Here is a 20,308-nt window from a genome sequence, read left to right on the forward strand (position 1 = left end):
TCCGTTGGTCAGGCTGCGGCAGAAGCCGGGGTTTCGCGCGGGTCAGCGGCGTTCGGCAGCCTGATCGCGCCGTTTGGCTCGCGTAGGACATAGCCGCGACCCCACACTGTTCCGATGAGTTCAGCGGCGCCAGCGCTGGCCAGTTTCTTTCGCAGTTTGCAGATGAAGACGTCGATGATCTTTACTTCCGGTTCGTCCATGCCGCCGTAGAGATGATTGAGGAACGCTTCCTTAGTGAGCACGACGCCCTTGCGGAGAGTGAGCAATTCCAGGACGGCATACTCCTTGCCGGTCAGATGCACAGCGCGCCCATCGACCAGCACTTCACGCGACCCAAGGTTCAATGTGAGAGGACCGACCGAAAGTGTCGGCTGGCTGAAGCCCTTGGCACGCCGGACAATTGCCTGGATGCGTGCGACCAACTCCTGCTGGTCGAAGGGCTTTGTAATGTAGTCGTCTGCCCCCATGCCGAAGCCTCGAACCTTGGCTTGAGGGCGGGTCAGGCCGGACAGGATAAGCACTGGCGTCTCCACCCGCGCCGCCCGCAACCGGCGCACAACTTCGTACCCCTCCATGTCCGGCAGCATCAGATCGAGGACGACGATGTCGTAGTCATATAGGCGCGCCAACTCCAGCGCTTCCTCCCCGGTGTCGGCCGTATCGATGATCATGGCAGCAGCCTTGAGGGCCAACGCCACCCCGCGCGCTACGATTGTATCGTCTTCAACCAGAAGGACACGCATGCGACGGCTCCACACACCTGATGCGTGTAGAGATACCATCTTTGCGCGATATGTGAAGGGCTGATTCATCCGAAAAATGGATCATCTTTCGCTACAGTTTAAAAAACAGGACGTTTTTCGAAATATGGCGAAATTGGAGTTGGCCAAGCGACTGAGGTTGGTCGATGGGTTAATGCAGTCGCAAGCATTAACCCTACAGCAGGGTCACGTTGCCGCCGTCGATCAAAACGGCCTCGTGTTTGCCGGCTTTCGACCACCGCTCGCCGTACGTGACCGTGTGATGGTGCGGGATCGACGCGGTAGACCTTTGCTCGCCGAAGTAGTCAGCGCTGATGGCCAACTGGCGCGAGCAGCACTGTTTGGCGAAGCGGAGGGCTTAGCCTCAGGTACGCGTGCAGAGAGCCTTCCAAGCCAAGGGTTGCCCGTCAGCACGGAATGGCTCGGCCGCGTCCTCGATCCACTAGGGCGTCCGATGGATGGCAGGCCGATGCCAACTTCCTCGCTTCGCCGTTCTCCCACTCGCTGCGCGCCCCCGTCTCCCGGTGTGCGCCAGCGTCTGGGCGCGCCGGTATCGCTTGGCGTCCGGGCGATTGACTGCTTCTGCACTATTCGCGAAGGCCAACGCCTTGGCCTTTTCGCTGCCTCTGGTGTCGGCAAATCGACCCTCCTCGCGACCATGGCAAGATCGACCAGCTTCGACGTGACAGTCTTGGCCATGGTTGGGGAGCGTGGACGCGAACTGCGCGAGTTTCTGGAAGATGACCTCGGGGCCGAAGGTTTGCGCCGAAGTGTCGTTGTCTGCGCGACATCCGACGCACCAGCGGCGCTGCGCCGGGAAGCTACCTACGCGGCAATGGCCATTGCCGAGCACTTTCGAGACGAGGGCAAGCGTGTCCTGCTGCTACTCGACTCGATCACTCGCTTTGCGCATGCTTGCCGTGAGATCGGACTGGCCGCCGGCGAACCACCGGCGACGCGCGGTTATCCACCCAGTGTGTTCGGTGAACTACCAGCGGTGCTGGAGCGAGCTGGCCCTGGCGCGCCGGGGGCCGGCAGCATCACAGCCCTCATGACCGTGCTTGTCGAAGGCGATGACCACGACGAACCGATCGCCGATGCTGTCCGTGGAACGCTTGATGGACATGTAGTACTCGACCGGCGGATTGCAGAGTCTGGCCGCTACCCAGCCGTCAACGTCTTACGCAGCCTGTCGCGTACGGTCCCTGGATGCCAGACGCGAGACCAGGCGGACCTTGCTACCCGAGCGAGGCGTCTGCTTTCGCTGTCCGACAGCGTAGCCGATCTCGTGCGCCTCGGCGCCTACAGGGTCGGAACCGATCCGGAAACCGACCTCGCCCTCCGCCTGGCACCAAAAATCGAGGTTGTGCTTCGCCAACAGAAGGGAGAGGTCGGTTCCCTTGATGATGCCTTCCGGGCGCTGGGCGAGGCGATGAACGATGAGTCGCCCTGATCCACTTGACATTCTGTTTCTGTTGCGGAGGACCGATGTGGAGTCAGCGCGCCGGCAGGCCGCGGTGGCTATCGACCAGCACCGTGACTCGGCGCAGAGCGCGCCCTCGAGTGCGAGCTGCTCGACCGTCGCAGCTTCCGCTCCCAGGCCGAGGCACGGATCGTGGTGTTCGCCTTCATCAGAAGGCTTCTACAACCCGACCAGGCGCCACTCCGCCCTGGGCTACCTCTCGCCCATCGAATACGAAGCAAGAGCCATGGCCAAGAACGACTGATCCCTACCCACCAACCATCTACTGAAGCTGTGCAACTTCACTACGCACAGGCGACGCCCATATACGACAGGTCCGCGATGCGGACCGCCGTTTCCGCGCCAGGTGGCGCGAGAGACCCTGGATGTGAACGGCCGCCTATCGGCGCAGCGGCCCCGGCTTTCGCCGTGCCTTCGGGTCCGGCCTTTCCGGCGCGTGGCGACCGCCTCGCGCCGGATGGCTGGCCAGCACGGCCTCGATCCAGTCATTCACGCGGGTGCTCTCGCGCGCCGCTTCCTCGGCGGCCACATAGGTGTCGGGAAAGCGCATGGACAGCCAGCGCCACGCCACCAGGCGCTTGTAGGTCTTCTCGGCCCGTTCCAGTTCCAGCGGGCCCGCCGTGTCGGGGCGGGGCAGGGTGCCCGCCTCAGGGGGGCGAACCTTGTGCCCGCGTGTATGGTCCAGGGCCCAGCGCGCCAACCTCTCGATCCCATAGTCGCGCGAATCGACGGGACACAGGGCATAGGTCCATCGTGTCGCCAGGGGCAGGTCGAGCTTGTCGATCTCGGCTGCGATGGTGATCTGCGCCGAGATGTCTGCGAGGCGGTAGGACGGATCATCCGGCCGCAGCACCGCCCGTTGCAGTCGCGTCAGCGTGGCGTAGAGCGACTCGGTCCCCATCTCCCGTGCCACGGCCGTGACGATGGCCAGGTCCGGCGCGACGCGCGGGCGCAGGTCGTCGGGCGCGGCGGGTACCGTGCCGAGTGCGAGCTTGATCGCCGCCGGCCGGCCGGCGCCGACAAGCACGGCGACGACACCCTCCTCGTGATGCCCGAAGCGACCGGCGCGTCCGCCGATCTGCCGGACCTCCGACGCATGCAGCGCCCGTCGAGCCGTGCCGTCCCATTTCTCCAGCGTGGAGAAGACGATGCGCGAGATCGGCAGGTTGAGCCCGAGCCCGATGGCATCCGTGGCGACGAGGATGTCTGCCTCCCCGGTCTCCCGGAAGCGGCGCGCCTCGGCCCTGCGCACCTCCGGGCTCAACGCCCCGTAGATCGTCGCCACCCGGCGGTTGCGCCGCTGCAATTCGCTGCGCAGTTCGAGGACATCGCGGCGCGAGAAGGCGATCAGCGCGTCGCCCTTTCGCAGGTCGCCGAGCGCCACGGGTTCATCCGCTGCCCTCAGCGGCGACTTCCGTTCCAGCGAGATTTCCTCGACCGGTTCATCCGTGAGCGCCGCGATCCGCCTGACGAGCGGGATGCAGTCCGGCGAGCCAAGCACCACCACCTCCCGCGCCGGGACGCCCATGATTGCGGCAGTCCAGGCATGGCCGCGGTCGGGGTCGGTCAGCAACTGCGCCTCGTCGATGACGGCCACGTCGACGGGCGTGTTGAAGGGGCACATCTCCACCGTGGCCGCGGTGAAGCGGCTGCCGGGAACCGGGTCCCGCTCCTCCCCGGTCACGAGTGTCGCCTGGATGCCCCGTGCCGCCAGCGCTTCCCGGAATTCATGCGCCAGCAGGCGGAGCGGCGCGAGCGCGATCCCGCTCTCCGCCCTGGACAGGCGGTCGAGTGCCTGGTGGCTCTTGCCGGAATTGGTCGGCCCCGTGATCAGCGTGATGCGCCGGTCGAGCGCACGGGCCGTCGTGAAGTGACTCACGAAGCGGTCCATGGCGGCGGCCTTTGCCAGCACCGCATTCGCGACGCGCTGGGGCGGTGCCCCTGGCGCTTCCACCCGGCTCCGGGCCGGGCGGCCTGTTGGCGCCGCCTCCTGCCGCCATGCCGCGACCTCCGGCCGCAGCGAGGCCAACACGGCGGGATCGAATTGCAGGATCTCGGCGCCGCGCCCGCGGCCCGTCGCCAGGCGGCGCGCCACCGGGATGCGACGCGCCCGGATCCAGGCCTCGGCTTCCGCCGCCGTGCAGCCCAACAGCGCTGCGATGGCGTCGCGCGTGACCAGGCTGGCTTCCCACTCCTTCTGCTGCCGGTCGGCTTCCTCCCGCGCCTTCCGGGCCGCGCTGGCGGCGTCACGCAGGGCTTTCCGGCGGGCGCGCTCAGCCTCCAGCGTTTCCGCGACGAAGCGCGCCGTCGCTCCCTCATCAAGGTCGAACGCCTGCGCGGCCAATCCGGCACAGGCGGCGATTCCTTCCAGCGTCGCCTCCGGCTTGCCCTGCTGCGCTGCCAGATCCTCGGCGGCCAGGGAAGCGGCAGCTTCCGGCGATCCCGCCAGCCGAAGTCGTCGACGGATCGCACCCCGCAGCGTGGACAGCAGCGCATCTGGGGATGGGTCCGCAACCCCGATGGTCTCGAGCGCGCCTTCCACATCGGTCCTGCGTACCGGCAGCAGAGGCTGTTCCGCCATCACTGCCGCAAGGCCGGCCCGCCATGCTGGCCGGCGGAGGGCCTGCAGCGCCTGTCCAAGGGCGGCTGTCGTCGGTTCCGGAAGGGACGCGAAGCGCCGCGTCAGCAGGGTCAGCTCCTCTGCCGAGGCTGCAAGCGACGCCGTTTCCAGCCGCCCCGCGATGAACTGCTTCAGCCCTGGATCGACCTCCGGCAGAGGAGGCGGGATGCCGTTATTCGCTCGAAGGGTCCGGAGCGCGAGGGCAGCTTCCTCAACCGTCGGCTCAAGCGCGCCAACGCCCGCCAGCATCTCCGCGACCAGGCGTGCCTCGCCCCGCTGCGGCGGCAGCCTCGCCTGGGCCAGCAGGGTGGAGATGCGGCCGGCGCTGATGGCGGGCGCTGGAGGCTGGCGCTGGGGGGAGGGGGGCATGAAGCTGACATGCGGCCGATCCTGCGGCACTGCAACAGGACAGGCCGCGCGGTTCATCCCATCGGCAGCAAATCAGGCAGTTCGTGCGCCCGGACGGCTGGCGGCATGGCGGGCGCCGCTGCGACCTCGACCAGGCACGTCTGGGCGATGCAGCCCTGGGACAGGCCCGAGGCGCCGATATCCAGCGTCAGCACATTCGGATTGCCGTGCCGCTCAAGGCCGCTGTCGTCATCGGCCGGATCGAACCAGGCGCCGGTCGAGAGCCGTGCCACGCCGGGCATCACCGCCTCCGTCAGGCGAAGCCCGGCAAGGCAGGCCCCTCGGTCGTTGAACACCCGCACTACCTGGCCATCGACCAGGCCGCGGGCAGCGGCATCGGCAGGATGCAGGCAGATCGGCGCCCGCCCCGAGACCTTGTCCGCCGCGCTCAGCGGGCTCGGATCCAACTGGCTATGGAGGCGCGTCACCGGCTGATCTGACAACAGGTGCAGCGGATGCCGCCTGGTAGCCGCGGCGCCCAGCCACTCCGCCGGCTCGCGCCAGACCGGATGGCCAGGGCAGTCGGCGATGCCGAAGCCCGCGATGGTGTCGCTGAAGATTTCTATGCGACCGGAGGGCGTCGGCAGCGGATGCGCCTGCGGATCGGCGCGGAATTCGGACAGGAAGACGGGCGCTGCCGCCGGCACCGCGACCTCGGCCAGCCCTGCCTGGCGAAGCCCGTCCCAGTCCGGCAGCACCACGCCCGCTTTGGCAGCGCGCTGGCGGCTTTCCTCATAGAGGTGCCGCAGCCAGCCTGCCGCGTCCCGGCCCTCGGTGAAGCGCGCCCCGGCGCCCAGGCGCTCCGCCAGCGCGGCGAAGATCGCGTAGTCGTCGCGGGCTTCGCCCGCCGGGCGCCGGACGGCCGGCATGTGGATGATGTGGCTCTCGCGGTTGGCGTAGCCGATATCCTCGCGCTCCAGCGTCGTGGTGGCCGGCAGCACGATGTCGGCCATGCGGGCTGCGGGAGTCCAATACTGCTCATGGACAACCACGGTGTCCGGCTTGCTCCAGGCCTCCATCAGCTGGTTCAGGTCCTGGTGGTGATGGAAGGGATTGCCGCCGGCCCAGTAGACCAGCCTGATGTCCGGATAGGCATGGGTGCCGCCATTGTAGGTGAAGGCACCCCCGGGGTTCAGCAGCATGTCCGCGATGCGCGCCACGGGAATGAAGTCGCGCACGGGGTTGTGGCCCTGGGGCAGCGTCGGCCCGCTGAAGCGGGCATTGGGGCTGCCCATCAGGTTGGTGGCGCCGTAGCCGAGCCCGAAGCCGCCCCCTGGCAACCCGACTTGGCCCAGCATGGCGGCGAGAGTCACCAGGGCCCAGAAAGGCTGCTCTCCGTGATGGGCGCGCTGCAGCGACCAGGCGATGTTCAGCATGGTCCGCGTCGCGGCCATTTCCCGGGCAAGCGCCGTGGTCCGCGCGGCCGGGATGCCGGTGATCCCTTCCGCCCAGGCAGGATCCTTGGGCTGCCCATCCGTGGCGCCGGTCAGGTAGCGCAGGAAGCGGTCGAAGCCGGTGCAGTGGCTGGCGAGGAAGGCGGCGTCATGCAGGCCCTCCGCATGCAGGACCCAGCAGAGCGCCAGCATCAGCGCCGTGTCGGTGTTCGGGCGGATTGGCAGCCATTCGAAGGGGGCCCCGGTGTCCAGGTCGTCCCGCGTCGGGCTGATGTTCACGAAGCGGCAGCCCGCCTCCGCCATGCGTCGAAGCCCGCCGGGGACGCGATGCTGGATCGCGCCGCCCTGGCTGATCTGCGCGTTCTTGGCCGGCACGCCGCCGAAGGTCACGAACAGCCTTGTGTGCTGCTCCATCACCGACCAGGCGGTGTGCCGGGCCATGAGTTCATCCATCGGCGCCACGATGTGCGGCATCAGGACGCGGGCGGCGCCCAGGCTGTAGCTGTCCGTGCTGCGGACATAGCCGCCCAGGCTGTTGAGGAAGCGGTGGACCTGGCTCTGCGCGTGGTGGAAGCGCCCGGCGCTCGACCAGCCATAGGATCCGCCAAAGATCGCGCGGTTGCCGTGCATGTCCAGCACGCGCCGCAGTTCTCCCGCGGTCGCGTCGAGCGCCTGTTCCCACGAGACCTCGATGAACGGGTCCCGACCCCGTCCGGTCCTGGCGCGGCCTTCGAGCCAGCCCTTGCGGATCGCCGGCCTGCGGATGCGCAGCCGGTCGAGTTCCGGCGCCAGCATGTGGAGGCCGATGGGTGATGGGTCGGGATCATGCCGGAACGGGCGGAGCGCCACCGCCTCGCCGCCCGCCATCTCGACCTCATAGGCGCCCCAATGCGTGACAGTGAGGATGGCCATGACTGAACTCCCGGACGATGGGGCAGGGGCCCCCCAGCGACATGGGTCGCCGCGCCGCGGTCAGCCGTCAAGCATGCCGAGTTCACGCTTTACCGCCCTAAGGGGCCGTGGCAGGCTGTCAGCAGGGCGTATCTCCCCGCCGAAAAGAAAAGGCGGTGCCTTGCGGCACCGCCGAGTTTAGGGAGGAAACGTCCAAGAAAGACAGCGCGCTAGCGCGCTGCTGCGGTGCACAATAAGGGACAGTGACGTTGACGTGCAAGGGGGTTCCCAGCCCTTGCGCGCATTTTCTTCGTCCCCGACCCGCCATGCCCACAACACGAGGTCAATCGGGCCTGGCGCCCGATGCCCGGACGATCGGCATCCATTTCGCCGTCTCGGACCGGATGAAGGCTGCACATTCCTCAGGCGAGGAGGGCGTCGCCTCGATCTGGCGGAGCGCGAAGGCTGCCAGGAGTTCGGGATCCCGCAGCGCCGTCGTCGCGGCGTGATGCAGCGCCTGGGCCACGTTGGCGGGCAGATTTCGCGGCGCCATCACGGCGCTCCAATCCACCATGTCGAAGGCCTCCAGCCCCGGCGTTTCCGCCATGGAGGGCAGGTTCGGCAGCAGCGGGCTGCGCGCCTTCCCCGTCACCGCCAGCATGCGCAGCCGCCCGGCCTCCGCCTGCGGCCCGGCGCCGGAGGATGGGGTGAAGGCGCTGTCGATCTTGCCCGTGATGAGGTCGGTGATCAGCGGCGCACCGCCGCGATACGGGACGTGGATGTTGCGCAGGCCTGCCATCAGGTTGAGCTGCTCACCTGCCAGATGCCCGGCGCCGCCCGCGCCAGAGGAGCCGAAGGTCAGCGCCTCCTGCCGCGCGGCCGTGACATAAGCCGCGACGCTCCGCCACGGCCGGTCCGCCGGTACGGCGAGAACGTTCACGATCATGCCGACGCGCGTGATCGGCTGCAGGTCGCTCTGCGGGTCGAAGGTCAGGTTGCCGTAGAGGGTCTGGTTGATCGCCAGCCCACCGATCGTCCCCATCAGGATGGTGTGGCCATCCGGCGCCGACCGCACGACGAATTCGGAGGCGATATTGCCATGGGCGCCGGTGCGGTTTTCCACCACCACCGGCTGTCCCAGCACCGCCTGCATCTTCGGCGCCATCAGCCGTGCGGCGAGGTCCGTGGTGCCCCCCGGCGGGAAGCCGACAACGAAGCGGATGGGCCGGCTGGGAAAGCCAGGCTGCGCCAGGGCCGGCGTGGCCATGAGCGCCGGCATGGCGGCCAGCAAGGTGCGACGAAGCATCGGGATCCTCCTCAGGCGTCGGGCAGCAGCGTGTCGCGCAGCCAGGCGGCGACGGCACAGGCATCGGCGTCGCGATCGGCAAAGCCGGCGAGCTGGAGGCCGAGCGGCAGTCCCTCCGCGGCCAGCACCGGCAGCGCGAAGGAAGGTCCGCCCACCAGGGTCCAGGGCAGCGCGTAGTTGCGGGACCCGGTGAAGCCGTGGTCCTGGATGGCGGGGCCGCTGGAGCACAGCATGACGAAGCCATCGGTCCGCGACGACAGGGCCGCCACTTGGGCCCGCAGCCTCTCGCGGTCCGCGACCGCGCGGGCATAGCGCGCGGCATCCATGCCCTCGGCCCGCGCCAGCAGGTCCTGAATCCGCTGGCCGACCATCCCGTCGCCATGGTTGCGATAGCTTGCCAGCGGCCAGCGGGATTCCCAGGCGAGCAGGTCGTTCGCGAAGTCACCAATCTCCCGCAGCGCGGCCTCCAGCGCCGCGACTTCGGCATCGCCTCCGGCGTCCAGAACCTCGACCCCCGCGGCCGCGATGCGCGTGACGGCGGCCTCGAAGGCGGCGCGGGAGGTGTCGGGCGTCTCGTCCCACCCCAGCGTCGCCAGCCGCACGAGGCGCTTCGGCCGGCGCGCCGCCGGCGTCTCCATGGGTCCGCTGATGCCGGGATGCGGCGGCGTGCCGCCCACCAGGCGGGAGATCACCATGGCGCTCGCCCAGACATCCTCGAGGCTCGCCCCGATCAGCCCCAGGTGGTCGAGTGTCGCCGCGAGTGGCGTGACGCCGCCGACATGCAGCGCGCCATGCGTCGCCTTCAGCGCATAGGCTCCGCAATAGCCGGCGGGCCGGATGGTGGAGGCGTGGGTCTGCGTGCCGAAACCGAGGCTCGCCATCCCCGCGCCGACCGCCGCGGCGGAACCGGAGGAAGACCCGCCCGGCGTTCGGCTCGTGTCATAGGGATTGCGCGTCGGCCCGGAATTGCCGCAGGCGAACTCCGTCGTGACGGTCTTGCCGAGGATGAGGGCCCCGCCCTGGCGCAGCGCATGCACGGCCGCGGCGTCCCGGCGGGCCGACCATCCCGCATAGATCGGGTTGTTCATCTGCGTCGGCAGATCGATCGTCTCGATCATGTCCTTCACCACCACGGGCATGCCATCGACGGGCGATAGCGGCGCGCCCGCGCGCCAGCGTGCTGTCGCGGCATCGGCCGCGCGGCGCGCGGCCTTGATGTCGTGCGTCACGAAGGCGGCGATGGCGGGTTCATCGCGCCGCATCGTGGCCAGGCATTGCTCGAGGACGTCGCGCGGCGTGGTCGTGCCGGCGCGCAAGGCGGTCGCCAGCGGCACATAGGGACGCAGCAGCGATGCCCCCGGCGCATACGGTACGCGCCGCTGCGGTGCGGCGGGATCGAGGGGCTGGACGGGTAGGACAGTCACGCGCGGCTCCGGTTCAGGTCCGCGCCAATGCATCGCCACACGGTGTCATGATCAACAGACGATCATCGCCGCGCACGCGGCAAAAGCGGCGTTCCAGACAGCGGTCGATCAGAAAGGTGGCGTTCGCGCGCCGTCGCTGCCTCACCCGCATGCAGCAACCGCTGCGTATCCTCTGGCGCGCACGGCATGCGGCTTGCAGTGCCCCGTCACCGCCGGCAGCCGATCCATCCTTCAGCGATGCGGCATACAAAAATGAGGATTGAAGACATGGCATCACCGAAGCGCCGCGCCCTGATGGCCTGCGCCTTGATCCCGTCGCTCACGCTCATGCCTCGCGGTGCCCAAGCGCAGCCCGCCCCGACGCTGCGCATCGCCGTCGAAGCAGACATCACCTCGACGGATCCGCACTACCATAACCTTGCCCCCAACAAGGCGATTTCCGCGCACTTCTTCGATCCGCTGATCCTGCAGGACGAACAGCAGCGCCTTGTCCCCGGCCTGGCCGTGTCGTGGCGCGCCATCGACGACACGACCTGGGAGTTCAAGCTCCGCGAAGGCGTCACCTGGCACGATGACTCACCCTTCACGGCCGATGATGTCGCCTTCACCGTCCAGCGCGCCCCGGCCGTGCCGAACAGCCCGTCCTCCTTCGGCCTCTACATCCGCCAGATCGCCGAAACGACCGTCGTGGACGCCCATACCATCCGCTTCCGCACGACCGGCGTGTTTCCGCTGATGCCGGTCTATCTCTCCACCTTCGGTATCGTCTCCCGGAAGCATGGCGAGGGTGCCACGACGGCCGATTACAACAACGGACGCGCGATGGTAGGCACGGGGCCCTACCGCTTCGGCACCTGGGCGCAGGGCGATCGCATCACCATGGAACGCAACCCGGCCTATTGGGGCGGCGTGCAGCCTTGGGCAAGCGTCACCACCCGTTTCATGCGCAGCCCGGCCTCCCGCGTCGCCGCGCTTCTGTCCGGCGACGTGGACCTGATCGACGCCCTGCCGACCTCCGACATCGGCCGCGTGGAGCGTGATGCGCGCACGCAGGTCAGCCGCACGGTGTCCAACCGCAACATGTATGTCTTCGTCGATCACCTCGATCGCCTCTCGCCCTTCGTGACGGACCGACAGGGCCGGCCGCTGGATCGCAACCCCTTCCGCGACGTCCGCGTGCGCCAGGCTGTCTCGCTCGCCGTGAACCGCGACGCCATCGTCACGCGCGTCATGGACGGTGCCGCGGAGGCAACGGGGCAAGTCATGCCCCGCGGTTGGTTCGGCTGGACGCCGACCCTGCCGCCGCCAGCCTACGATCCCGAAGGCGCGCGCCGGCTGCTGGCCGAAGCCGGCTACCCCAACGGCTTCAACCTGACGATCCATTGCAGCAACAACCGCTACGTGAACGACGAGCGCATCTGCCAGGCGCTGGGCCAGATGCTGACGCGGATCGGTATCCAGACCACGGTGCAGGCGCTGCCTTTCGCCACCTGGATCACCGCCGCGAGCCGGCAGGACTATTCGATGCTGTTCGGCGGCTGGGGCATCGATACGGCAGAGCCTTCCTCGCCGCTCGGATCGCTGCTTGCCACCTTCGACCGCGCCACGGGGCAGGGGGCGTCCAACCGATCGCGCTACTCCAACCCGGAGGTCGACCGCCTTGTCGCCCAGGGCCTGGCGACGCTGGACGACGAGGCGCGACGCCAGGTCTTCATCCGGGCGACCGAGATCGCCATGCGCGATGTGGGCCTGGTGCCCATGCACCACCAGGTCAATCTATGGGGCGTGCGCCGCGGGCTGGCCCACGCCGCGCGCGCCGATGAGTGGACCCTGGCCATGAGCGTGAAGCCGGCGAACTGAGGCGGAGGTCGGCGGGGCTTGGCGCCTCGCCGGTCCCAGCCAGATAGATATTGCGAATGACTCTCAGTTGCGCTAATCGGCCCCAACCTTAGCCAAGCCAGCCAGCCCAGGGCCTTCGCCCCCAGCGCGCCAGCCAGGCACCGACCTCGATCGGGATGCCCCATGGATCAGCGAACCCTGCTTGCAGCCACCCTTGCCCTCGTCGCGGCCGGACAAGCGGGCGCCCAGACGCCAGACGCACCGACACCTGCTGCCACGCCGCTCGATGCGGTGACCACGACCGCCACGCGCACCCGGGCCGTGGCTGGCGATCTTGCAACGCCGACCACGGTCGTTGCGCGAGAAGAGATCGAGCGTCGGGATGCTCGCAGCGTGCTCGACCTCGTCCGCGACATCCCTGGCGTCGAAAGCTCCGGCGTCCCGCGCACCACGGCGATGCAGCCGGTCATTCGTGGCCTCGGCGATGAACGCATCGTGCTCCGCCTCGACGGCAGCAGGAACAACTTCAACGCTGGTCATCGCGGCCGCACCTTCGTGGATCCGGAGCTGCTGCGTCAGGTCGAGGTTCTCCGCGGCCCTGCGAGCACCTTGTATGGGTCGGGTGCGCTCGGCGGCGCGATTTCGCTGCGCACCATCAATGCCGAGGATATCCTCCAGCCCGGTGCCAGCTTCGGTGGCGTAGCGAGCATGGGGTGGCAGAGCCAGGGCAGCGGCCCCCGCGGCAGCCTGGCGCTCGGCGCACGGGCCGGCGATTTCTCGGTGCTCGGCGCGATGGCGGGCTTCAGCAACAACAACTTCACGGATGGGCGCGGTACCACCATTCCCTATTCGGAAGACGAGGCGACCTCACTGCTCGGCAAGCTCGGGTGGAACCCGGGCCATCACCGCTTCGAACTCTCGGCGATGCGGTTCCGTGACAATAACACCCTGCCCATCGCGGCCAGTACCGCCACCACGACCAGCATCACGGACCGGGAGACAGTGCAGGAGACGCTGAGCCTGCGCTGGTCCTACGACGATCCCTCCATGCCCCTGCTGGCGCCGCAAATCGTCGTCTACCGCAACCACGTCGATATCCAGGAGCGGCGCCTGACCGGCACGCGCGCCGTCGACGGCACGACGCTGACCACGACCGGCATCGACGCGCAGAACACATCGCGCTTCGGCCTCGGCGCTTTCGGTCGCCATGCCCTGACCTACGGCTTCGAATACTACCGCGATGAGCAGGAGGGCACGAGCAACAACCTCTCCCGCAGCCAGTTCCCGACCGCGCAGCAATCGGTCCTCGGCCTCTTCGCGCAGGATGAGATCACGCTCGGCGCCTTCACCCTGACGCCCGGCCTCCGCCTCGACCGATTTGAACAGGAAAGCCCGAACGGGTTGAACGACCGCAGCGTCGATCGCGTCTCGCCGCGCGTGTCGCTGGGCTGGCAGGTGCTGCCCTGGATGCAGCCTTATGTCAGCTATGCCGAAGGTTTCCGCGCACCATCACTGACCGAACTCTATGTCGGCGGCCAGCATTTCCCGGGCAACTTCTTCGTGCCCAACCCGAACCTCCGGCCGGAAGTGTCCCGCAACAAGGAAGCGGGGGTGAACCTGCGCTTTGCCGACGTGCTGCGGGACGGGGATCGCCTCCGGGTGCGCCTGAGCGCGTTCCGCAACGACATCGATGACTTCATCGAGCAGACGGTCCTCGCCACTACGACGGTCAGCCGCAACATCGGCCAGGCCCGCATCACGGGCGTGGAGGCGGAAGCCCAGTACGATGCCGGCACTTGGTGGGCGGGTCTCGGCGCCTCCGCGCTGAAGGGCGACAATCTGGAGACCGACCAGCCGCTCGCTTCCATTCCCGCGCACCGTGTCACGCTGAACGCCGGCTACCGATTTCTCGACCAGGGCGTGACCGTCGGCGGTCGCCTCACGGCCACGGCGGAGCAGGATCGCGCGCCCCGCACCCCTGGCGTCGCGCAGCAGACCTCTGGCTACGGGGTGCTGGACCTCTTCGCCAGTTGGACGCCGACGGCGGCGCCGAATGTCCGCCTGGCCGTGGCCGTCGACAACGTCTTCGACCACGCCTATCGCCGTTCCACCTGGAACAGCGACCCGGTCCCAGCCTTCTACGAAACGGGCCGGAACATCCGCGGCAGCCTGCGCATCGCCTTCTGATCAGCGATGCGGGCGGCGGCATCCTCACGGCGGGGCGCCCTTGGCGCCTCCCTAGCGCTGCACGGGGCGGTCGCCGTTGCGGCCGTGCTGCCGCTGCTGCAGGCGCCAACCGCTCCCCCATCGGGCTCGGCGGTTGCCGTGACACTCGTGTTTCCCGGCGCAGCCTCGACGGATGCTGGCCCCGTCGCCGACATTCAGCCCGCGAGGCCGCCAGAACCGGAAGCGACGGATCCGCCGGGCCACGAGCCGCCGGGCTCATCGTTCCCGGAAGCGCAGGACGTGCCGCCTGAAACGCAGGCCGAGGTCGCTGTCCCGGTGGAGGTTCCGCCCGCCGCGGCTGAGCCCGCCCGTGCCGAAGCCAAGGAGACCGCACCCCTGCCTGCGATGGCGGAAACCGTGCCCGCCGAGGAGGCGCCAATCCCGCCGCCCCCAGCCGCGCCGGCGTTGTCGGAGCCACCGGCCCCAACGCGCGCGCCCGCCACCCGCCCATCAGCGCCGCCAAGGCAGGCGGCGGCGCGCCCCGATCCCCCGGCCCGTCCCGCCATCCGTCCTGGCGCGGCCGGTGCTGGGGGAAGCGAAGCAGCTGCGCCCGCGGCTGCTTCGGCGGCGGCCATCGCACCTTCCGCCGCGATGGCCGCCGCCTCCCCCCTTGCGCCCCCTGCCCGAAGCGCCGAGGGGCCCATCCTGGTCACCGCGCCCCGCTATCGCCGCCCGCCCACGCCACCCGCCTATCCCGCCCGCGCCGTCGAGTTCGGGCTGACCGGCACGGTCCTGGTCCGCGCCCGGGTCACGCCTGATGGAAGCACGGAGGAGACACGCCTCTGGCGATCCTCAGGCCACGCCCTGCTGGATGCTGCAGCCATCGCTGCGGTCCGCCGCTGGGCCTTTGAACCCGCCTCGATCGAGGGCCGCCGCGTCGAGGCCTGGGTCGAGGTTCCCGTCCATTTCCGCCTGAACTGAGGAAGACCCCATGCCGAGCCTGCTCGAACGCCATCAGGACCTGGTCCGCACCGCCGGCACGCTGCGCGCGCGCGACGCGGCGGAACGCCTGGGCGTCACGGAAGCCGCGCTGGTGGCGTGCGGCGCCACCGGTCCGGCGACGCCCCTGCGCACGGACTGGGCTGGATTGATCGGCGCCATGCCACGCGCCGGCCGCGTCATGGCGCTCACGCGGAATGACCATGCGGTGCATGAACGCCACGGCACCTATACGGATGTCTCCAGCGGTCCGGGCCACATCCTCGTCCTTGGTCCGGACATCGACCTGCGGCTGTTCCCTGCGCGCTGGGGACATGCCTATGCGCTGGGTGGCGACCGCCCCTCCATCCAGATCTTCGGGCGGGATGGCACCGCCGTTCACAAAATCTTCGCCACCGAGGCGACAGGGCGTGAAGGCTGGGACAGCATCGTCGCAGACTTCGCCACCGATGCCTGCGAAGCTCCGCCGGAGGCGCCCGCAGCGCCCCGCGTTGCTGCCGAGGGCGTGGTGGATGGCGCATCGCTCCGCGCATCCTGGCTGGCGCTGAAGGATACGCACGACTTCTTCCCTATGCTCCGCCGCCACCGCGCCTCCCGCCGCCAGGCCTTCCAACTGGCCGGCGACGACCTTGCGCTCCGCCTCGATCCTCGCGCGGGCAGCGCCATCCTCGAAGGTGCCGGGGCGGCGGAGGTGCCGGTGATGGTCTTCGTCGGCAATCCCGGCGGCATCCAGATCCATACGGGCCCGGTGCGCCGTCTGCGGGCCACACCGGGCTGGTTCAACGTGCTCGACCCCGACTTCAATCTGCATCTGCGCGAAGCCGGTGTGGCCGCTGCCTGGCGCGTCGTGAAGCCGACGGAGGATGGTGTCGTGACCTCAGTCGAACTGCTCGACGCGGACGGCGAGGTCGTCGCCCTGCTCTTTGGTGCCCGCAAGCCGGGCCAGCCGGAGCGCGAGGATTGGCGCGCCCTTGTGGCGGCCGTCGCCGAGCGCCACGCTACGCTGGCGGATGAAGCGGCATGATCGGCCGCCGGGTCCTGCCGGCGGCCCTGGCCGGCGTGTTTGCCGCACCACATTTGGCGCGGGCGGGCGGCGGGCGTCTGATAACCGTTGGCGGTGCCGTGACGGAGACGGTCTTCGCGCTTGGCCAGGGCGACAGCGTGGTGGCGGTGGACAGCACCAGCCGCTTCCCCGCGCAGGCTGCCGACCTCCGCCAGGTCGGCTATCTCCGCGCCCTGGCACCAGAGGGGCTGATCGGCCTGGCGCCCGATCTATTGCTGGTGTCGGAGGAAGCAGGCCCGCCCCAGGCGCTGGCCGTGCTGCGCGCGGCCGGCGCGCCGCTGACCCTGGTGCCCGACCAGGCAGGCCTGCCTGCGATCCTCCGCAAGACGGAGGCGATCGCCGCGGCGCTGCGCCAGGACGGCACCGCGCTGGCCCGCGCCGTCCAGGATGATTGGCAGGCCCTCGATGCGCCCATCGCCGCGCTTCGCCCGTTGCGTGCGATCTTCGTCCTCTCTGCCGCGCGCGGCGCGCCTCTGGTCTCAGGCCGAGACACCCATGCCGACGTCATGCTGCGGGCTGCGGGCGCCAGCAACGTCGTGCGGGGCTTTACGGGCTACCGGCCGCTTTCCGCCGAACTCGCGGCCTCCCTCGCGCCCGAAGCCGTTGTCATGATGGACCATGCCCTGGCCGAGGCCGGCGGCCCGGATGCCCTGCTGCGTATCCCCGCGCTCGCCGTTACCCCCGCCGCCGCCAGTCGTCGGATCGTCGCCATGGATGGCGCCTACATGCTGAATTTCGGCCCCCGCGCCGCGCATGCGCGGCGGGATCTGGCGCAGCGCCTGCACGGCGCCGCGCTGCCCGCCCTGCCGGCGCGGTCCTGGACGTGAGCACGACCCTCGCCCTGCCGCTGCCGCGCGCGCCGCGCCCTGTGGCACTGCTGCCGCTTGCCGTCGGCCTGCTGGGCGCGGCCATGCTGGCAGGGCTGCTGCTGGGCCCGGCGCGGGTCGGGCCGGATGGCCTGCTGGCGGTGCTCGCCCATCTGTTCGGCGCGCCGCTGCCGGCCGAGTACGCGCGGGATGCCGCGGTGCTTGGCGTGATCCGCGCGCCGCGCGTGCTGCTGGCCGCGCTGGTCGGCGCGGGCCTCGGCGCGGCCGGCGCGGCGATGCAGGGGCTGTTCCGCAACCCGCTGGCCGATCCGGCGCTGATCGGCGTCTCCAGCGGCGCGGCGCTTGCCGCCGTCGCCGCCATCGTGCTCGGCGGCACGGTGTTCGGCGCGGCGGCCGGGCTGCTCGGTCTCTGGCTCCTGCCGCTAGCGGCCTTCCTCGGTGGTCTTGGCGCCACGCTGCTCATGGCGAGGCTCGGCAGCATCGGTGGCGTCGCCTCGGTCGCCACGCTGCTGCTGGCCGGCGTCGCCGTCAACGCGCTGGCCGGCGCGCTGACCGGCCTGCTGATCTTCATGGCCGACGACCGGCAGGTGAGGGACATCACCTTCTGGACGCTCGGCAGCCTGGCCGGCGCGCGATGGCAGCATCTGCCCGTCATCCTGCTCCTCGTCGGACTGCCGAGCCTTGTGCTCTGCGCTCTGGCCCGGCCGCTCAACGCCCTCCTGCTGGGTGAGGCCGAGGCCTATCACCTCGGCGTCCCCGTGGAATCGCTGAAGCGCCTCGCGATCATCCTGGCCGCCATCGCCGTCGCCGCCGGCGTCGCCTTCACCGGGCTGATCGGCTTCGTGGGTCTCGTCGTGCCGCATCTGGTGCGCCTGGCCTTCGGGTCGGATCACCGCATCGTCCTGCCCGGTGCCGCGCTGCTCGGCGCGGCACTCCTCGTGCTGGCTGACTTGGCGGCGCGCAGTCTGGCGGCGCCAGCGGAGCTTCCGGTCGGCGTTGTTACCGCGCTGATCGGTGCGCCGTTCTTCCTCTGGCTGCTCCGCCGGTCGCATGGGGGTTTCGGCCGGTGATCGCCGCCCAGGCAATCACCTTCCGCGCCGGCGGCCGCGCCCTGCTGCGCGACGTCTCGCTGGAACTGGCTCCGGGGCAGGTCACGGCCGTGGTCGGCCCCAACGGCGCCGGCAAATCCACCCTGCTGCGCGTGCTGTCCGGGGAACTCCGGCCGGACCAGGGCGTGGTCTCGCTGGACCGCCGGCCCATCGGCGCCTTCCATCCGCGCGACCTCGCGCGCCGCCGCGCCGTGGTCAGCCAGGCCGTCGCCCTGGCCTTCCCGATGACGGCGCGGGAGGTGGTCGGCCTCGGCCGCCTGCCCTGGCACGCCACGCCGGGCGCCGCGCGGGATGATGCCGCCATCGCCGCGGCGCTCGATGCCGTCGATGCTGCCGGGTTGGCGCAGCAGCGCTACGCCACGCTGTCCGGCGGCGAGCGGCAGCGAATCCAGATCGCGCGCGCCCTGGCGCAGATCGACGGCGCGCCTCGCCCAGCCGCGCTGCTGCTGGACGAGCCGACGGCAAGCCTCGATGTCCGGCATGTCGGCACCGTGCTGCGCCTGCTGAAGCGCCTGGCGGCGGATGGCGTCGCCGTCATGGTCGTGCTGCACGACCTGAACGAGGCCGCCTTCGTGGCCGACCAGGTCGCCGTCGTCGCGGGTGGCTGGCGCAACGCCCTGGGGCCAGCGGCGGCGATTCTTCGCCCGCCACTGCTCGAAGCCGTCTATGGCGTGCCCTTTGCAGGCGGGGAAGGCGCGCTGCGCCCGGATTTCAGCAATCCAGCGTCGTATCGCGTTCCCACTGCGTGAGGTGCCGGGCGTAATCGTCCCATTCCGCCCGCTTCAGTCGCCCATAGGCCGCGCAGAACTCATCCCCCAGCGCGGCCTTCAGGACCGATGAAGCCTCCAGCGCCCGCAGCGCGTCCAGCAGGTTCAGCGGCAGCCTGCGCGCATCCGTCACCCGGTGGCCATCCGTGTACATGTTGATGTCGAGCCGCTGTCCAGGATCGCGCTTCGCCGAAACGCCCTCCATCCCCGCCGCCAGCAGCGCCGCCGGCAGCAGGTAGGGATTGACCGCGCCATCCGCCAGCCGCAGTTCGAAGCGCCCGGGATCGGGAATGCGGATCATGTGGGTGCGGTTGTTGCCGGCATAGGTGATCGTGTTCGGCGACCAGGTGGCGCCCGATGTCGTGCGCGGCGCGTTGATGCGCTTGTAGCTGTTCACCGTTGGATTCAGCAGCGCGCAGAGAGCCTCGGCATGCGCGATGATGCCGCCGATGAAGTGATAGCCCGTGGCAGAAATGCCGAGCGCCCCGGAAGGGTCGGAAAACAGGTTCTCATCGCCGCGCCACAGCGACACATGCGCGTGGCAGCCATTGCCCGTCAGCAATGGGAAGGGCTTCGGCATGAAGGTCGCGCGCAGCCCGTGCTTCTCCGCGATCGACTTCGCCATGAACTTGAAGAAGGCATGCCGGTCCGCCGTCACCAGCGCATCGGCATAGTGCCAGTTCATCTCGAACTGGCCGTTCGCATCCTCATGGTCGGACTGGTAGGGGCCCCAGCCCAGCGCCAGCATCGCGTCCGAGATCTCAGTGATGATGTCGTAGCGGCGCATCAGGGCGGAGGCGTCGTAGCAGGGCTTGGCGGCGCGGTCAGCCGGGTCGCTGATCGCCATGCCGTCCGGCGTGGTCAGGAAGAACTCGCATTCCACGCCGGTCCTCAGCGCGACGCCATCGTCCGCCGCCTGCGCGATCAGCCGACGCAGCAGGTTGCGCGGCGCCTGCGCGACCTCCTGCCCCTCCATCCAGAGATTCGCCGCCAGCCAGCCGACTTCCGGCTTCCACGGCAGCTGCACGAGGCTGGCGGGATCAGGCTTCGCGAAGAGATCCGGATGCGCCGGCGTCATGTCGAGCCAGGTGGCGAAGCCGGCGAAGCCGGCACCGTTCTCCTGCATCTCCGCAATCGCCGCGGCCGGCACCAGCTTGCCGCGCTGCGCGCCAAACAGGTCGGTGTAGGAGATCAGGAAGTACTTGATGCCGCGCTCACGGGCGGCTTCCGCCAGGCTGACCATGCTGCGTT

14 protein-coding genes and 1 pseudogene are annotated in these 20,308 nt (G+C 69.6%); 9 read left to right on the forward strand and 6 right to left on the reverse strand.

Going from position 1 to position 20,308, the window contains the following annotated elements; genetic code table 11:
- Nucleotides 1–8: 8 nt before the first annotated feature.
- Nucleotides 9–743, reverse strand: coding sequence for a response regulator transcription factor CtrA (ctrA, locus tag G3576_RS07055; protein WP_164693641.1), 735 nt, complete (start codon nucleotides 741–743; stop codon nucleotides 9–11).
- A gap of 76 nt (nucleotides 744–819) precedes the next feature.
- Here ctrA and G3576_RS07060 point away from each other — a divergent pair, with 76 nt between their 5' ends.
- The gene (locus G3576_RS07060; RefSeq protein ID WP_328728610.1) at nucleotides 820–2,214 is read left to right on the forward strand and encodes a FliI/YscN family ATPase; all 1,395 of its coding nucleotides are present in this window, start codon (nucleotides 820–822) and stop codon (nucleotides 2,212–2,214) included.
- Nucleotides 2,215–2,367: 153 nt separating this feature from the next.
- Nucleotides 2,368–2,488, forward strand: a pseudogene (locus G3576_RS31560) (IS3 family transposase); the annotation flags it as partial.
- Between the two features lie 135 nt (nucleotides 2,489–2,623).
- Here G3576_RS31560 and G3576_RS07065 read toward each other — a convergent pair.
- The 4 genes from G3576_RS07065 to G3576_RS07080 form a co-directional block, all read right to left on the reverse strand.
- Entirely contained in the window at nucleotides 2,624–5,233 is a 2,610-nt protein-coding gene (locus G3576_RS07065; protein ID WP_235951556.1) for a helicase-related protein, read from the reverse strand.
- Nucleotides 5,234–5,286: 53 nt separating this feature from the next.
- Nucleotides 5,287–7,578: a molybdopterin guanine dinucleotide-containing S/N-oxide reductase gene (locus tag G3576_RS07070; protein ID WP_164693642.1), complete on the reverse strand. Its 2,292-nt coding sequence runs from the start codon at nucleotides 7,576–7,578 to the stop codon at nucleotides 5,287–5,289.
- A gap of 322 nt (nucleotides 7,579–7,900) precedes the next feature.
- A complete protein-coding gene (locus G3576_RS07075) occupies nucleotides 7,901–8,863 on the reverse strand; it encodes a Bug family tripartite tricarboxylate transporter substrate binding protein (RefSeq protein WP_164693643.1) in 963 nt (320 codons plus the stop codon).
- An 11-nt stretch (nucleotides 8,864–8,874) separates the two neighbouring features.
- The gene (locus tag G3576_RS07080) at nucleotides 8,875–10,287 is read right to left on the reverse strand and encodes an amidase (protein ID WP_164693644.1); all 1,413 of its coding nucleotides are present in this window, start codon (nucleotides 10,285–10,287) and stop codon (nucleotides 8,875–8,877) included.
- A 267-nt stretch (nucleotides 10,288–10,554) separates the two neighbouring features.
- Between G3576_RS07080 and G3576_RS07085 the strand changes: the two genes are divergently transcribed.
- The 7 genes from G3576_RS07085 (at nucleotide 10,555) to G3576_RS07115 (ending at nucleotide 19,039) form a co-directional block, all read left to right on the forward strand.
- Nucleotides 10,555–12,147 (forward strand): ABC transporter substrate-binding protein, encoded by a 1,593-nt coding sequence (locus G3576_RS07085; protein ID WP_207622698.1) that lies wholly within the window; start codon nucleotides 10,555–10,557, stop codon nucleotides 12,145–12,147.
- A gap of 162 nt (nucleotides 12,148–12,309) precedes the next feature.
- Nucleotides 12,310–14,313, forward strand: coding sequence for a TonB-dependent hemoglobin/transferrin/lactoferrin family receptor (locus G3576_RS07090; RefSeq protein WP_164693645.1), 2,004 nt, complete (start codon nucleotides 12,310–12,312; stop codon nucleotides 14,311–14,313).
- A 630-nt stretch (nucleotides 14,314–14,943) separates the two neighbouring features.
- Nucleotides 14,944–15,273, forward strand: a complete 330-nt coding sequence (locus tag G3576_RS07095) for an energy transducer TonB (protein WP_164693646.1) — start codon at nucleotides 14,944–14,946, stop codon at nucleotides 15,271–15,273.
- Between the two features lie 10 nt (nucleotides 15,274–15,283).
- A complete protein-coding gene (locus G3576_RS07100; protein WP_164693647.1) occupies nucleotides 15,284–16,315 on the forward strand; it encodes a hemin-degrading factor in 1,032 nt (343 codons plus the stop codon).
- The gene (locus tag G3576_RS07105; protein ID WP_164693648.1) at nucleotides 16,312–17,181 is read left to right on the forward strand and encodes a heme/hemin ABC transporter substrate-binding protein; all 870 of its coding nucleotides are present in this window, start codon (nucleotides 16,312–16,314) and stop codon (nucleotides 17,179–17,181) included. The genes G3576_RS07100 and G3576_RS07105 overlap by 4 nt, the downstream gene beginning before the upstream one ends.
- The gene (locus G3576_RS07110; protein WP_328728613.1) at nucleotides 17,178–18,251 is read left to right on the forward strand and encodes a FecCD family ABC transporter permease; all 1,074 of its coding nucleotides are present in this window, start codon (nucleotides 17,178–17,180) and stop codon (nucleotides 18,249–18,251) included. The genes G3576_RS07105 and G3576_RS07110 overlap by 4 nt, the downstream gene beginning before the upstream one ends.
- A complete protein-coding gene (locus G3576_RS07115) occupies nucleotides 18,248–19,039 on the forward strand; it encodes a heme ABC transporter ATP-binding protein (RefSeq protein WP_164693649.1) in 792 nt (263 codons plus the stop codon). Before G3576_RS07110 ends, G3576_RS07115 begins: the two co-directional genes overlap by 4 nt.
- On the opposite strand, the gene glnT is transcribed toward G3576_RS07115, so the two are convergent.
- Nucleotides 19,002–20,300, reverse strand: a complete 1,299-nt coding sequence (glnT, locus tag G3576_RS07120; protein WP_164693650.1) for a type III glutamate--ammonia ligase — start codon at nucleotides 20,298–20,300, stop codon at nucleotides 19,002–19,004. The two genes, G3576_RS07115 and glnT, sit on opposite strands and share 38 nt — an antisense overlap.
- Nucleotides 20,301–20,308 lie beyond the last annotated feature (8 nt).

This window comes from Falsiroseomonas algicola (assembly GCF_011040385.1).
GTDB classification, from domain to species: Bacteria; Pseudomonadota; Alphaproteobacteria; order Acetobacterales; family Acetobacteraceae; genus Falsiroseomonas; species Falsiroseomonas algicola.

Bases quoted from the DNA above. Each gene is read 5' to 3' on its own strand.
- ctrA (WP_164693641.1), bottom strand. From the start codon at position 743: ATGCGTGTCCTTCTGGTTGAAGACGATACAATCGTAGCGCGCGGGGTG.
- G3576_RS07060 (WP_328728610.1), top strand. From the start codon at position 820: ATGGATCATCTTTCGCTACAGTTTAAAAAACAGGACGTTTTTCGAAAT.
- G3576_RS07065 (WP_235951556.1), bottom strand. From the start codon at position 5,233: ATGCCCCCCTCCCCCCAGCGCCAGCCTCCAGCGCCCGCCATCAGCGCC.
- G3576_RS07070 (WP_164693642.1), bottom strand. From the start codon at position 7,578: ATGGCCATCCTCACTGTCACGCATTGGGGCGCCTATGAGGTCGAGATG.
- G3576_RS07075 (WP_164693643.1), bottom strand. From the start codon at position 8,863: ATGCTTCGTCGCACCTTGCTGGCCGCCATGCCGGCGCTCATGGCCACG.
- G3576_RS07085 (WP_207622698.1), top strand. From the start codon at position 10,555: ATGGCATCACCGAAGCGCCGCGCCCTGATGGCCTGCGCCTTGATCCCG.
- G3576_RS07090 (WP_164693645.1), top strand. From the start codon at position 12,310: ATGGATCAGCGAACCCTGCTTGCAGCCACCCTTGCCCTCGTCGCGGCC.
- G3576_RS07095 (WP_164693646.1), top strand. From the start codon at position 14,944: ATGGCCGCCGCCTCCCCCCTTGCGCCCCCTGCCCGAAGCGCCGAGGGG.
- G3576_RS07100 (WP_164693647.1), top strand. From the start codon at position 15,284: ATGCCGAGCCTGCTCGAACGCCATCAGGACCTGGTCCGCACCGCCGGC.
- G3576_RS07105 (WP_164693648.1), top strand. From the start codon at position 16,312: ATGATCGGCCGCCGGGTCCTGCCGGCGGCCCTGGCCGGCGTGTTTGCC.
- glnT (WP_164693650.1), bottom strand. From the start codon at position 20,300: ATGGTCAGCCTGGCGGAAGCCGCCCGTGAGCGCGGCATCAAGTACTTC.